Here is a 12,927-nt window from a genome sequence, read left to right as displayed (position 1 = left end):
AGGCCGCGGGCGGCGGAAGGCTTCAGCCGGAAGGCTTCAGCCGAGGGAGAAGCCGCAGGCCGGCGCAGAGCCGGCCGAGAGCTTCAGACCGGCGGTAGGCCGCGCGCGGCCGCACGCGACACCTGCACCGGGCAGGCGGGCCCCGCCGCCGCGCGGACATCCGCCCGGCGGAAGCAGACGGCTCCCGGGGCGCGTGATCGCGCCCCGGGAGCCGTGGAGAGCCCGGGATGAGCAGCCGGTGGGGCTACTTCTTGTCGCCGTTTCCGCCCTTGCCCTTGTCGTCCCCGCCGGCGCCCATGCCGTCGAAGATCTCCTTGCACATCGGACAGACCGGGTACTTCTTCGGGTCGCGCCCGGGGACCCAGACCTTGCCGCAGAGAGCGACGACCGGAGAACCGGAGAGCGCGCTCTCCATGATCTTGTCCTTCTGGACGTAATGGGCGTAGCGCTCGTGGTCGCCGTCGCCGTGCGACACCTGCGGTGTCGGCTCTACGAGGGTGCCGGTACCTGCCCCGCGCTCGGGCTCAAGAGTGCTCATGGTCCCCAAGGGTACTGGGACGGACCCCCGTCAGTTGAGGCTCGGGTCGTCCGGATAGGTGGCGACCATCGCCAGTTCGCTGCGCTGACGCCGCAGGACGGCCCGCCACAGCCGCTGCGGGTCCGGCGACGACACGTCACCCGGCTCGGACTCGACCACGTACCAGGCGCCCTCGACCAGCTCGTCCTCCAGCTGTCCCGGGCCCCAGCCGGCATAGCCGGCGAAGATCCGCAGCGAACCCAGGACCGTGGCCAGCAGCTCCGGCGGCGCCTCCAGGTCGACCAGCCCGATGGCGCCGTGCACCCTGCGCCAGCCCAGGGGGCCGTCACCGGCCGGGGAGTCGCCGCCCTGGTCGTGGGGCTCCCCCGGCACCACGGCCACGCCCAGCGCCGAGTCCAGCGAGACGGGGCCGCCCTGGAAGACCACCCCCGGCTCGCCTGCCAGCGCGGCCCAGGACTGGAGGATGTCGGCGACACCGACCGGGGTCGGCCTGTTCAGGACCACGCCGAGCGAGCCCTCCTCGTCGTGGTCGAGCAGCAGCACCACCGCGCGGTCGAAATTCGGATCGGCCAGTGCCGGTGTCGCGACGAGCAGTCGTCCTGTGAGCGAGGACACCTCGGTCATGGCGCCATGATCCCCCATACCCGGCCCCCGCGGGGAGTGGTCAGCGACGATGAGCCGGGGGCGGCAAGGGGGCGTACGAGAGCAGCGCCCGCGCAAATGACCCGCAGCGACCCGGCGATAACCGGTAGCTACCATTCCATATACGCAGAGTGCTGTGACAAACCCATGACGTGCCTACAGCCCCGACGGGGCGCCCTATGGGCCCTCCGGTCCCATTACCCTTTCTTCTTGCCCCCTGCCCAACTCCAGGAACGCGAGATCCATGACCGGCCCTGACGATGTCCTGCTTGTCCACGGCGGTACCCCGCTCGAGGGAGAGATCCGCGTCCGCGGCGCGAAGAATCTCGTGCCCAAGGCCATGGTCGCCGCGCTGCTCGGCAGCGGCCCCAGCCGGCTGCGCAACGTCCCCGACATCCGGGACGTGCGCGTCGTGCGCGGCCTGCTGCAGCTGCACGGCGTCACGGTCCGTCCCGGTGACGAGCCCGGCGAGCTGGTCCTCGACCCCACGTACGTGGAGAGCGCCAACGTCGCCGACATCGACGCGCACGCCGGCTCCTCGCGCATCCCGATCCTCTTCTGCGGCCCGCTGCTGCACCGCCTCGGCCACGCCTTCATACCCGGGCTGGGCGGCTGCGACATCGGCGGCCGGCCCATCGACTTCCACTTCGACGTGCTGCGCCAGTTCGGTGCCACGATCGAGAAGCGCGAGGGCGGCCAGTACCTGGAGGCCCCGCAGCGGCTGCGCGGCTGCAAGATCCGCCTGCCCTACCCCTCGGTCGGCTCGACCGAGCAGGTGCTGCTGACCGCCGTGCTGGCGGAAGGCGTCACCGAGCTGTCGAACGCGGCCGTGGAGCCGGAGATCGAGGACCTCATCTGCGTACTGCAGAAGATGGGCGCGATCATCTCCATGGACACCGACCGCACGATCCGCATCACCGGTGTCGACAAGCTCGGCGGCTACAACCACCGCGCCCTGCCGGACCGCCTGGAGGCGGCCTCCTGGGCGTCCGCGGCGCTGGCCACCAAGGGCAACGTCTACGTGCGCGGCGCCCAGCAGCGCTCGATGATGACCTTCCTGAACACCTACCGCAAGGTCGGCGGCGCCTTCGAGATCGACGACGAGGGCATCCGCTTCTGGCACCCGGGCGGCCCGCTCAACGCCATAGCGCTGGAGACGGACGTCCACCCCGGCTTCCAGACCGACTGGCAGCAGCCGCTGGTCGTGGCCCTGACGCAGGCCTCGGGCCTGTCCATCGTCCACGAGACGGTGTACGAGTCGCGCCTGGGCTTCACCTCCGCGCTCAACCAGATGGGCGCGCACATCCAGCTCTACCGCGAGTGCCTGGGCGGCTCCGCCTGCCGCTTCGGCCAGCGCAACTTCCTGCACTCCGCGGTCGTCTCCGGCCCGACGAAGCTGCAGGGCGCCGACCTGGTCATCCCCGACCTCCGCGGCGGCTTCTCGTACCTGATCGCGGCCCTGGCCGCCGACGGCACCTCCCGGGTCCACGGCATCGACCTGATCAACCGCGGCTACGAGAACTTCATGGACAAGCTGAGGGAGCTCGGCGCGAACGTGGAGCTGCCGAACGGCTCCGCGAGCTGACCACGCCCGGCTGGGGGTCCGGGGGTCATCCCCCGGGACAACCCGGCATGGACAAGCTGAGGGAGCTCGGCGCGAACGTGGAGCTGCCGAACGGCTCCGCGAGCTGAAGCCCGCGGGTCGCGCAAGCCCCTGACGGCCCGTAGGGCCCGTATCCGGCCTCGAAGGCCAGTGCGGGACCCTGACGGGCCGTTATGGGCTTCACGGGCCGTTCACAGGCCGTTTACGCCGCAAGGACGCCGAAAGGGCGGCCACCCTGCCCGGGTGGCCGCCCTTTCGCGCTGGAGGCTTTACTTGCCCTTGGCGGCTTCCTTGAGCTTGGAGCCCGCGGAGACCTTCACGCTGTAACCGGCAGCGATCTGGATCGGCTCGCCCGTCTGCGGGTTGCGCGCGGTCCGAGCGGCACGGTGGGTGCGCTCGAAGGTCAGGAAGCCGGGGATGGTGACCTTCTCGTCGCCCTTGGCGACAATCTCGCCGACGGTCTCGGCGAGGGCGGCCAGAACGGCGTCGGCGTCCTTGCGGGTCACCTCGGCACGGTCGGCCAGAGCGGCCACCAGCTCACTGCGGTTCATGTTGTACTCCCGTGTTCTTCTTGCCATTGAGGCGTGAGATCGAAGCCGATGCTGCCAGGGCCCTCGGACAGTCCCCGGACCCGGGTCCGTTTGCCAGACCCTCGCGCCCGGTTACGCATCCTGCCCCCACCAGTGGCGGGAAAGCCAATCCGGCACCCTGGAGAGTCACACGGAAAGCGCCACAGCCTCGGATGCGGCCGCATTTCTGCGGCTGATTTCTGCCCGACACCTTATGGGGGGCCAAGCGGCGTCGCGCCACTCGACGCGCCGTGGTCAGAGCGTCGTGGTGGCTGTCACAGCCGCCCCGGCGGCCTTGGCGGCCTCCCGGACGGCTCCGGCGACCGCTCCGGCGACCTTGTCGTTGAAGACGCTCGGAATGATGTAGTTCGCGTTGAGCTCGTCCTCGGCGACCACATCGGCGAGCGCGCGGGCGGCCGCCAGCATCATGCCGGTGTCGACCGTACGCGACTGGGCGTCCAGCAGACCGCGGAAGACACCCGGGAAGACCAGCACGTTGTTGATCTGGTTCGGGAAGTCGGAGCGGCCCGTGGCGACCACGGCGGCGGTCTGACGGGCGATGCCCGGCTCTACCTCGGGGTCGGGGTTGGCGAGCGCGAAGACGATGGCGTCGTTGGCCATGGCGGCCACGTCGTCGCCGCCGAGGACGTTGGGGGCCGAGACGCCGATGAAGACGTCGGCGCCGCGCACGGCCTCCTTGAGGGTGCCGGTGATGCCCTCGGGGTTGGTGTTGTCGGCGATCCAGCGCAGCGCGGAGCCGGGGTCGGCGGAGACCAGGTCCTCGCGGCCCGCGTGGACGACGCCGTGGATGTCGGCGACGACGGCGTGCTTGACGCCGGCGGCGATCAGCAGCTTGAGGATGGCCGTGCCGGCCGCGCCCGCGCCGGACATGACGACCCGTACGTCGCCGATGGCCTTGCCCACCACGCGCAGCGCGTTGGTCAGCGCGGCGAGGACGACGATGGCGGTGCCGTGCTGGTCGTCGTGGAAGACGGGGATGTCGAGGGCCTCGCGCAGGCGGGCCTCGATCTCGAAGCAGCGGGGTGCGGAGATGTCCTCGAGGTTGATGCCCGCGAAGCCCGGGGCGATCGCCTTGACGATCTCGACGATCGCGTCGGAGTCCTGGGTGTCCAGGCAGATGGGCCAGGCGTCGATGCCGGCGAACCGCTTGAACAGGGCGGCCTTGCCCTCCATGACGGGCAGCGCGGCCATGGGACCGATGTTGCCCAGGCCCAGGACGGCGGAGCCGTCGGTGACCACGGCCACCGAGTTGCGCTTGATGGTCAGGCGGCGGGCGTCCTCGGGGTTCTCGGCGATCGCCATGCACACGCGGGCGACGCCCGGGGTGTAGACCATGGAGAGGTCGTCGCGGTTGCGGATGGGGTGCTTGGACGCCATCTCGATCTTGCCGCCGAGGTGCATCAGGAACGTACGGTCGGAGACCTTGCCCAGCACGACGCCCTCGATGCCGCGCAGCTTCTCGACGATCTCGTCGGCGTGCTCGGTGGAGGTCGTCGCCATGGTGACGTCGATCCGCAGCTTCTCGTGACCGGAAGCGGTCACGTCCAGGCCGGTGACCGACCCGCCGGAGGACTCCACGGCCGTGGTGAGCTGGCTGACGGCGGTCCCGCCTGCGGGGACCTCCAGTCGGACCGTCATCGAGTACGAGACGCTAGGCGCCGTTGCCATGGCCGCTTTCCTCTGCTTTCGCTTGTTTCGCTCGTGCCGCGCGTCACGGGGACGCGAGACATCCGATCGTCCCACCTACCGACGGGTAGGCGGTAACCCGGCCCTCATGCCGGAAGAAATCTTCCAGAATGCGAGAAGGTCAAACGCCGACGGGCGTCCTCCCGGCCAGGGAAGGACGCCCGTCAGAACATCTGGTGGCACCGACCCGCCATGCTCGCCTCGCGGCAAGTGGTCGCTCGAAGCGACTAAGGTTGGGCCCGGGGGCTTGGATCGAGCCGGTGCCGTATCCAGGCTAACAAACGGCCTCCCGAAGTGATTCCGGTAGGGCACGTTCCGCTCTCGGAACGTCAGATCGGACGCAACGAAGTGCGCCGTTCGGCCGCCGCGAGCGCCGGGCCGGGCGCGGCCGGAGCCGCGCCCCTCACTCCCGGTCCCGCAGGCCGCTCACTCCCGGCCCGCAGACCGCTCAGCCCCGGTCCCGCAGGCCCCTCAGTCCCGATACCGTCGGCCCCCCACTCCCGGTCCCGCGTCGGCCCCCCACTCCCGGTCCCGCCGGCCGCTCACTCCCGCAGCAGGTCCGGCACCCCGTGGGCGTCCGGGTCGTCCCGCTCGCCCGAGAGCACCGTCAGCCGCTGGGTGGCCCGGGTGAGGGCCACGTACAGGACCCGCAGGCCGGCCGGGGACTCGTCGGCGATCTCGGCGGGCGAGACCACGACCGTCGCGTCGTACTCCAGGCCCTTCGCCTCCAGGCTGCCCAGGACCACCACGCGGTCGCCCAGCCCCGCCAGCCACTCGCGTGCCTCGGCGCGCCGGCCCATGGGGACGACGACACCGACCGTGCCGTCGACGTCGCCCAGCAGGTGCAGGGCCTCCTGACGGACGGACACGGACAGCTCGTCGCCCGCGACCGCGAACCGGGGCTCGACGCCCGTGGAGCGCACCGCCCGCGGGGACTCCATGCCCGGCATGGCCAGCACCAGCACCCTGGCCGCCAGCTCGGCGATCTCCGCCGGGTTGCGGTAGTTGACGGTCAGCCGGAAGCGGCGGCGCTGGCGGGCGCCGAGCGCCTCGTCGCGAGCGGCCGCGGCCTCGTCCGGGTCGGACCAGGAGGACTGCGCCGGGTCGCCGACGATCGTCCAGGTGGCCGTGCGGCCCCGGCGGCCCACCATCCGCCACTGCATGGGCGTCAGGTCCTGCGCCTCGTCGACGATGACGTGCGCGTAGTCGCGGCGCTCCTGCGCCAGCCGCTCGGCGCGCTCCCAGCGCGACTCCGAGCGCTGCGGCATCAGCTCCTCCAGCCCGGTGAGGTGGTCGAGCGGGTCGGTCTCGCGCGGCGGCCGGGGGCGGTGGGGGACGCCGAGCAGCGTCTCCAGCTCGTCCAGCAGCGCCACGTCGTGGACCGAGAGCGGGCCGCTGCCGGCGGCGTCCAGCCGACGCAGCGAGCGGGCCAGCTGCCGCACCTCACGGGGGTTGAGGACCCGGCGCGACCAGCGGCCCAGCCGCTTCTCGTCGGCCATGCAGGCCAGCACGCGGCGCGGGGTGAGCTCGGGCCACCAGGCGTCGAGGAAGTCGGTGAAGACGGTCTCGGTGGTGATGTCCTCGTCGAACGCGGAGCGGGCCTCCGCCGCGAGCTCGGGGTCGGTGTAGCGCTTGCGGCCGCCGGCCCTGGACCACAGGGCGTCGAGGATCAGGCGGCGGGCGCGCGGGCGCAGCAGGTTGACCGGTGCGGTCCCGCCGAGCGCGGCGTTGCGGATGCGGCGCAGCTCCTCGGCCTCCAGCTCGACGCGGGCGCCGAAGGCGACCACGCGCAGCCGCTCGGGGACCGCGGTGGCCGCGACCGGCACCTCCAGGGCTCCGCGCACCGCCTTGCGCAGCACCGGGAGCATGCGGGAGGAGCCCTTAGTGCGGGCGACGGCCGGCTCGTCGTACGTATCGGCCTCGGCGCCGTCCACCAGGGAGCCGACCGCGCGGATGGCGACCTGGCCCTCCTCGCCGAGCGAGGGCAGCACGCCCTCGGTGTAGGCGACGAGCAGCGGCGTCGGCGAGACGACGAGGATGCCGCCCGCGTAGCGCCTGCGGTCCTGGTAGAGGAGGTAGGCGGCGCGGTGCAGGGCGACGGCGGTCTTGCCGGTGCCCGGGCCGCCCTCGACCTCGGTGACCGAGGCGGCGGGGGCGCGGATGACCAGGTCCTGCTCGGCCTGGATGGAGGAGACGATGTCCCGCATGGTGTGGCTGCGGGCCTGGCCGAGCGCGGCCATCAGGGCGCCGTCGCCGACGACGGCGAGCGCGGATCCGTCCAGCGTGGTGGTCAGCTCCGGGCGCAGCAGGTCGTCCTCGACGCCGAGGACCTTGCGGCCCTTGGAGCGGATGACGCGGCGGCGTACGACCCGGCCGGGCGCCACCGGGGTGGCGCGGTAGAAGGGCGCGGCGGCGGGCGCCCGCCAGTCGATGACGAGCGGGGAGTAGTCGGCGTCGAGCACGCCGATGCGGCCGATGTGCAGCGTCTCGGCGATCTCGGCGCGGTCGCCGTCCACGGCGTCGTCGGCGGGCTCGAGGGAGGTGTACGCGCCGTCGGGGCCCTTCTTGCCGTCCTTGCCGAGGAGCAGGTCGACGCGGCCGAAGAGGAAGTCCTCGAACTCGTTGTTCAGCCGGTTGAGGTGCATCCCGGCGCGGAACACCTGGGCGTCCCGCTCGGCGAGCGCGCCGGGCGTGCCGACCTGGCCGCGCTTGGCGGCGTCGTCCATGAGGAACTCGGCCTCGTGGATCTTCTCCTCGAGGCGCCGGTACACCCGGTCCAGATGGTGCTGTTCAGCTCCGATCTCACGGTCGCGGACCCCATCGGGCTCCGTCGCCGGTCCTGTCGCCACGTGCGCGTCCGTGGCGTTCTGCGCGGCCACCCAGGCCCCCTTCTGCTGTGCGTAGGGCAGCCGTCAACCGTACGCGAACAGGGGCGGTGAGCGCACCTGTCAGGACATGAGGGGTATGCCACGAGTGTCACCTGTTGACGGATCGCCCATTCGGCGATCACAGCCGGGCGGGCGGCGGTCCCGCGCTCATTATCGGGACGGTCCCGCGCTCACATCGGGACGGTCGCGAGGTGCCGGCCGTCGAGCGTACGGACCTCGAAGCGGGCGATGTCGGCCCGGTTGAAGGCCGCGCCCCCGTGCGTGTACAGCGGTTCCTTGTTCCACTTGGTGCCGGCGCCGTCCAGGCCGTAGCCGGCCGCCGGGACCGCCCACGTGGTCACCGTCTGCTCCCGGCCGTCCCTGCCGACGGCGACGAGGTCGCAGGTCAGAGGGCCTTTGACGTTGCCGAGCCGGAGCGCGACATGGGTGCCCCAGGGCTTGCTCTTCAGGGAGACGCTCGCATCCACCTTGGTGAGGGGGTCCACGCCACCGGTCTTGTCGCCGTCCTCGTACATCTGCTTGGCGGCGCTCACGGTGCTGTGGCCGGAGGTGTCCTGTTCGGTGAGGGCCGCGCCGGCGAGGGGGCCCCCGACGATCAGCGCGGCGGCCGCGGCCACCAGCCACAGCCGGCGGGTGCGCTGTGCCCTGCGGGTGCCGGTGACGTCGTCGAGCAGCCGGTCCAGAAGCCCGGGGCGGGGCGCCGCCGTGAGCACGCCCGGGTCGGGGGTGGACTCCCTGAGCTCGGCGAGGAGGGGAGTGAGGCCCATGAGGTCGTCGAGCTCGGCGGCGCAGCGGGGGCAGCCGGCGAGGTGCTCCTCGAAGCGGGCGGCGTCCGCGTCGTCGAGGGCGCCGAGCGCGTACGCGCCGACGGCGGTGTGCCCGGTGTGCTCATGGTCCGGTGCCGGCCGGTTCATGCCGTCACTCCTCGTTCCTCGAGCGAGAGCTTCATGGAGCGCAGCGCGTAGAAGACACGGGACCGCACGGTCCCGGCCGGAACGCCCAGCACGTCGGCTGCCTCGCTCACGGTACGTCCTTTGAAGTAGGTCTCGATCAGCGCCTCTCGGTGGGCCTGGGAAAGGTCGCCCAGCGCGTCGGAGATGGTCATCAGGCGCAGCGCCCGGTCGATCTCGTCGGCGGCGGGCAGCAGTTCCAGCGGCCCCGGGTCGACCTCCCGGGGACGGGCCTGCCTGCTGCGGTGGTTGTCGATGACGATGCGGCGGGCGACGGTCACCAGCCACGGCCGTACGGAGCCGTCGGCGCCGCGCAGCCGGTCGGCGTTGCGCCAGGCGCGCAGCAGCGTCTCCTGGACGACGTCCTCCGCGCGCTGGCGGTCGCCCGCCACCAGGCGCAGCACGAAGGCGAGCAGGGGGCCGGCGTGTTCGTCGTAGAGCGACCTCATCAGGTCCTCGTCCGGACTCGTCCTGTCAGCCACGGCGGCATCCTTGCGCAAGCCTTCCCCCTGGGTCGATAGCGCGGTGCGGTAATTCCCGGTGCGCCGGGGTGTCAGGTGGGCGGTGGTGCCCTTCGGGCATGAATACGGACGTGCGCCGGGGTCCGTTCAACGGCCGGACGACAAATGTGTGGAAGGCTGCGCCTTCACCGCCCGGCCGTCCACCGACTGCCCGTCCACTGATTGCCCGTTCACCGACTGCCCGTTCACCGACTGCCCGTCGCTCGCGCGGCGGCGGTGGCGCGCCACGCGCTCGCGGTTGCCGCACACCTCGCTGGAGCACCAGCGCCTGCGGCGGCCCCGCGAGGTGTCGAGGTAGACCAGCGAACAGGTCTCCCCCTCGCACTGGCGCAACTGACCCCGTACGCCGGCGTCCGTGAGCATCTCCACGGCATCGCGGGCGATCTGCCCGAGGAACGCCCCGCAGTCGGGGACGTCGGCGAGGCTCCGTACGAGAAGGCCGTCGGTGTCCCTGACCGCCCGCGGCGCGGGCGGGGCGGTGGCGGCGAGGGCGTTCACCCGTTCCAGGTCGGGCCCGGCGGCGCGGCCGGCGACCTCGGCGTGGACGACGCGGTGCAACAGGTCCCGGGCGGCCTGGAAGCGGCCGAGCCAGCCGGCGTCCACGGCGTCGAGCGGCGTACCCGGGGGCACCACCTGGGCCCCCAGCAGCCAGGACCGTAAGCGGCGCGGACTCTCGAGCCGCTCCGCCGGTTCCGCGGTGGCCACCAGGTCGAGGCACAGCCGCCCGGTGTCGAACCGCAGATCGTAGGAGGCCGCTGCCATGCGCGTGTCACCTTTTCCCTCTGGGTGGTACCCCCGCGCGTCCCAGGGTGCCCGGCGCGGCGGTCGGCGGGAAGGGCTGTCATCCCACCGGCTCCACCGGTCTTCTGCCGGGTGTGGCGGAAGGGAGCCCGCCGTTCAGGCACCCATCAGCGCCGCGTCGCCCGCCGGGAGCCACGAGCCGGCGGGACGCTCCAGCCACCCGTGCGCCGCCGTGAGATCCCGTGCCGCGCCCCGCAGTGCCTCCAGACCCGGATGCCGCAGGCCGCGCCGCCACACCATCGCCACCGGTGACAGCGGCACCGGGTCGGTCAGCGGCCGCAGCACCATGGCCGGCACGTCGATGAACTCGTCGCTCGCCAGCACCGACCAGCCCCGCTTGCGTACGACGCGGACGAACTCCTCCTCGCCCTCGATCTCGGGGAACGGCTCGGCCACGGCGATCCCGCGCCCCTCGAAGAGCAGCTGTGCGAGAGCGGTCCACTCCTCGGTGGCCGGGTTCCCGGCGCCCGCGTAGAGCGTCTCGCCCCGCAGCGCGCCCAGCTCCACCGCGCCGCGCCCCGCCAGGGGGTGGTCGTCCCGCAGCAGCACGGCCATCCGCTCCAGCCGCACGGGCTGATGGCACAGCCCGGCCCGTACCCCGTCCGCCAGTCCCGCCACCCGCCCGAAGGACACGTCGAGCCGCCCCGCCAGGATCTGCTCGGCGGCACCGCTGAGGCCGCTGTGGTAGCGGGCGACGAGCTCCAGCTCGGGCGCCGCGCCGCGGGCCCCGGACAGCACGCGCTGCCCGGTGCTCACCGGGCCGCCGACGTCCACGAGCAGCGGCCGGCTCTCCCCCGCGCACGCCGCCGCCAGTTCGTCGTGCGCGGCGAGCACCCGCCGCGCGTAGGGCAGCAGCCGGGCGCCCTCAGCCGTGAGGGCCACGGCCCGGGTCGTACGGGCGAACAGTTCGGCGCCCACGTCGCGTTCCAGCCGCCGGATGTCGCGGCTGAGGGCCTGCTGGGCGACGTACAACCGGGCGGCGGCCCGTGTGAAGTGGAGCTCGTCGGCGACGGCGGCGAAGGCTCTCAGCAGCCGTGGCTCTATGTCGTGTGGCACGCCCGGCAGTCAACAGCGCCCGGCCACCCCGGCGCCACCGCCCGCGCATCGTCCCGGCATCAGGCCTGTGGAGGCCAAGGCCACCGGACCGGTCAGACCCGCGCACCGTCCCCGCATCCATCAGACCAGTGCAAGCCATCGGCCCGGTCAGACCTGAGGCTCGCCCCCGCATCAGACCTACGGAGGCCACCGGGCCGGTCAGACCTGCGGCTCGCCCGCGCGATGAAGGCCACCGGCCTGGTCAGACCTGCGGCTCGCGCTCGCCGACGGCGGCAGTCCCGGCCGCCTCCGGCCCGCGGGACCGGTGCCGCAGGACCCGAACGCCCGCCCAGGCCGCCAGCGCCGCGCCGCCCGCGCCCGCGCCCGCGCCCGCGATCAGCAGCGCGCGGTCCGGGCCGCCGGGGCCGGCGGAGGCGGCGGGGGCGGCGCCGGTGACCAGCAGGTGGCCCGTCCTCTTCACCCGGCCGTGGTGGCTGATGACCGTGACGGGGTAGCGGCCGGACTGCAGGCCGGGCCGCACCCGTGCCGGGCCGAAGTACCGCGGCCCGGCGCCATCGCCCGCCTTGCTGTCGTCGCGCGTGAGCGGGACGGGGCTCTCGAAGGCGGGTGAGGTGGCGGTCAGGCGCTCGTCCTCGCCGGGGTCGGGGGAGGCGTCGCGCCACAGCACGTTGACGGTCCCGCCGGCCTCGGCCTTGTGGCCATGCGCCCGGGCCGCGCCGGGCCGCCCCGCGGTGGCGAAGAACGCCGGACCGCGCACCTTGCCGACGTAGTCGCTGTCGCCGGGCCGGGCCGCACGGACGACGAGCGGCCGCTCCTGCACCCGGCTGCCGTCGGGGCCGGTGAGCGTGACCTTGTACGTACCGTCCTTGACGTCCAGGGGCAGCGCGACGAGCGCGGTGAACATCCGGGGGTTGTTCCAGTGCCGGCCCCTGGGATCGTGGGTCAGCCGCACCTTCGAGCGGAAGGCCGGGGAGAGTGCGGTGAAGGAGTCGCCCGTCGCTCCCGGGCGCAGATCGTCGAAGGACAGCCCCAGCCGCTCCCCCGGCCGCAGCACGTCGTCCGGGGCGCTCACCCGGAACTCCGGTGGCCGCGGAGCCGTGACCTCCACGCGGTCCTCGGCCACGACCCGGCCGCCGGCGTGGACGGTGAGGGGGTACGTGCCGGGCGCGACGCCCATGGTGATCGCGGGCCGCGCGTGGTGGCCGCGCCCGTCGTGCCCGTGCCCGTAGGGCGCCAGGCGCACCCGGTGGCGGAAGACGGGCGAGGTGACGGTGACACCGTCCCGGTCGGGCACGCCCCGCACGTCGATGTCGATCAGCTCGCCGGGGCGGTTGCCGAAGGCGCCGTTGAGCAGCAGGTGCACCTCGCCGGGGCCGTCGTCGGCGACGACGGAGCCCCGGCCGTCGTCGGCGACGGCGGCCGGGGCTCCGCCCAGCCACAGCGCGCCCATGCCCACCGCGGTGGCGACCACTGTCCGTGTCCGCTGCGTCCACTGCACCGGGTCCACCCCCTTGGTCGCTCTGTAAGAGGCCCGCCCGGGGCCATCGGTTGCGCCCCGGCGACGTGTGCCCGGGAACGACCGAGGCCCCACCGCCGGAAAGAGCGGTGGGGCCTCGGCCTCACATGGGATGACGGGTCTGGGGGTCATGCCC

General features: G+C 73.1%; 11 protein-coding genes. 1 reads left to right on the top strand and 10 read right to left on the bottom strand.

Annotated features, from left to right (window positions below):
- Positions 1-244: 244 nt before the first annotated feature.
- On the bottom strand, positions 245-538 hold the full coding sequence (locus AB0F13_RS10310) for a DUF3039 domain-containing protein (protein WP_362078236.1): 294 nt from the start codon (positions 536-538) through the stop codon (positions 245-247).
- A gap of 30 nt (positions 539-568) precedes the next feature.
- Positions 569-1,162 (bottom strand): YqgE/AlgH family protein, encoded by a 594-nt coding sequence (locus AB0F13_RS10305; protein ID WP_362078233.1) that lies wholly within the window; start codon positions 1,160-1,162, stop codon positions 569-571.
- A 262-nt stretch (positions 1,163-1,424) separates the two neighbouring features.
- Here AB0F13_RS10305 and murA point away from each other — a divergent pair, with 262 nt between their 5' ends.
- A complete protein-coding gene (gene murA / locus AB0F13_RS10300; protein WP_362078230.1) occupies positions 1,425-2,765 on the top strand; it encodes a UDP-N-acetylglucosamine 1-carboxyvinyltransferase in 1,341 nt (446 codons plus the stop codon).
- Between the two features lie 287 nt (positions 2,766-3,052).
- Here murA and AB0F13_RS10295 read toward each other — a convergent pair whose 3' ends face one another.
- From AB0F13_RS10295 to AB0F13_RS10260, 8 genes are all read right to left on the bottom strand, one after another.
- Entirely contained in the window at positions 3,053-3,334 is a 282-nt protein-coding gene (locus tag AB0F13_RS10295) for an HU family DNA-binding protein (RefSeq protein WP_071961969.1), read from the bottom strand.
- Positions 3,335-3,607: 273 nt separating this feature from the next.
- Positions 3,608-5,041 (bottom strand): NAD-dependent malic enzyme, encoded by a 1,434-nt coding sequence (locus tag AB0F13_RS10290; RefSeq protein WP_362078227.1) that lies wholly within the window; start codon positions 5,039-5,041, stop codon positions 3,608-3,610.
- 560 nt (positions 5,042-5,601) lie between these two features.
- The gene (locus AB0F13_RS10285; RefSeq protein WP_362078819.1) at positions 5,602-7,908 is read right to left on the bottom strand and encodes a UvrD-helicase domain-containing protein; all 2,307 of its coding nucleotides are present in this window, start codon (positions 7,906-7,908) and stop codon (positions 5,602-5,604) included.
- A 209-nt stretch (positions 7,909-8,117) separates the two neighbouring features.
- Complete coding sequence (locus AB0F13_RS10280; protein ID WP_362078224.1) at positions 8,118-8,861, bottom strand: zf-HC2 domain-containing protein; 744 nt, start codon at positions 8,859-8,861, stop codon at positions 8,118-8,120.
- A complete protein-coding gene (locus tag AB0F13_RS10275; RefSeq protein WP_362078221.1) occupies positions 8,858-9,379 on the bottom strand; it encodes a sigma-70 family RNA polymerase sigma factor in 522 nt (173 codons plus the stop codon). Before AB0F13_RS10275 ends, AB0F13_RS10280 begins: the two co-directional genes overlap by 4 nt.
- Before the next feature lie 126 nt (positions 9,380-9,505).
- Entirely contained in the window at positions 9,506-10,180 is a 675-nt protein-coding gene (locus AB0F13_RS10270) for a CGNR zinc finger domain-containing protein (RefSeq protein WP_362078218.1), read from the bottom strand.
- A 135-nt stretch (positions 10,181-10,315) separates the two neighbouring features.
- The gene (locus AB0F13_RS10265) at positions 10,316-11,275 is read right to left on the bottom strand and encodes a LysR family transcriptional regulator (RefSeq protein ID WP_362078216.1); all 960 of its coding nucleotides are present in this window, start codon (positions 11,273-11,275) and stop codon (positions 10,316-10,318) included.
- Between the two features lie 241 nt (positions 11,276-11,516).
- On the bottom strand, positions 11,517-12,773 hold the full coding sequence (locus tag AB0F13_RS10260; RefSeq protein ID WP_362078213.1) for a hypothetical protein: 1,257 nt from the start codon (positions 12,771-12,773) through the stop codon (positions 11,517-11,519).
- Positions 12,774-12,927: the final 154 nt, after the last annotated feature.

The organism is Streptomyces sp. NPDC026206 (assembly GCF_040638465.1).
Taxonomy (GTDB): domain Bacteria; phylum Actinomycetota; class Actinomycetes; order Streptomycetales; family Streptomycetaceae; genus Streptomyces.
The sequence above is the reverse complement of the archived record's forward strand: the minus strand, read 5'-3'. Positions and strand labels throughout refer to the sequence as shown.

Coding starts and splice junctions, on each gene's coding strand:
- AB0F13_RS10310 (WP_362078236.1), bottom strand. CDS start 538: ATGAGCACTCTTGAGCCCGAGCGCGGGGCAGGTACCGGCACCCTCGTA.
- AB0F13_RS10305 (WP_362078233.1), bottom strand. CDS start 1,162: ATGACCGAGGTGTCCTCGCTCACAGGACGACTGCTCGTCGCGACACCG.
- murA (WP_362078230.1), top strand. CDS start 1,425: ATGACCGGCCCTGACGATGTCCTGCTTGTCCACGGCGGTACCCCGCTC.
- AB0F13_RS10295 (WP_071961969.1), bottom strand. CDS start 3,334: ATGAACCGCAGTGAGCTGGTGGCCGCTCTGGCCGACCGTGCCGAGGTG.
- AB0F13_RS10290 (WP_362078227.1), bottom strand. CDS start 5,041: ATGGCAACGGCGCCTAGCGTCTCGTACTCGATGACGGTCCGACTGGAG.
- AB0F13_RS10280 (WP_362078224.1), bottom strand. CDS start 8,861: ATGAACCGGCCGGCACCGGACCATGAGCACACCGGGCACACCGCCGTC.
- AB0F13_RS10270 (WP_362078218.1), bottom strand. CDS start 10,180: ATGGCAGCGGCCTCCTACGATCTGCGGTTCGACACCGGGCGGCTGTGC.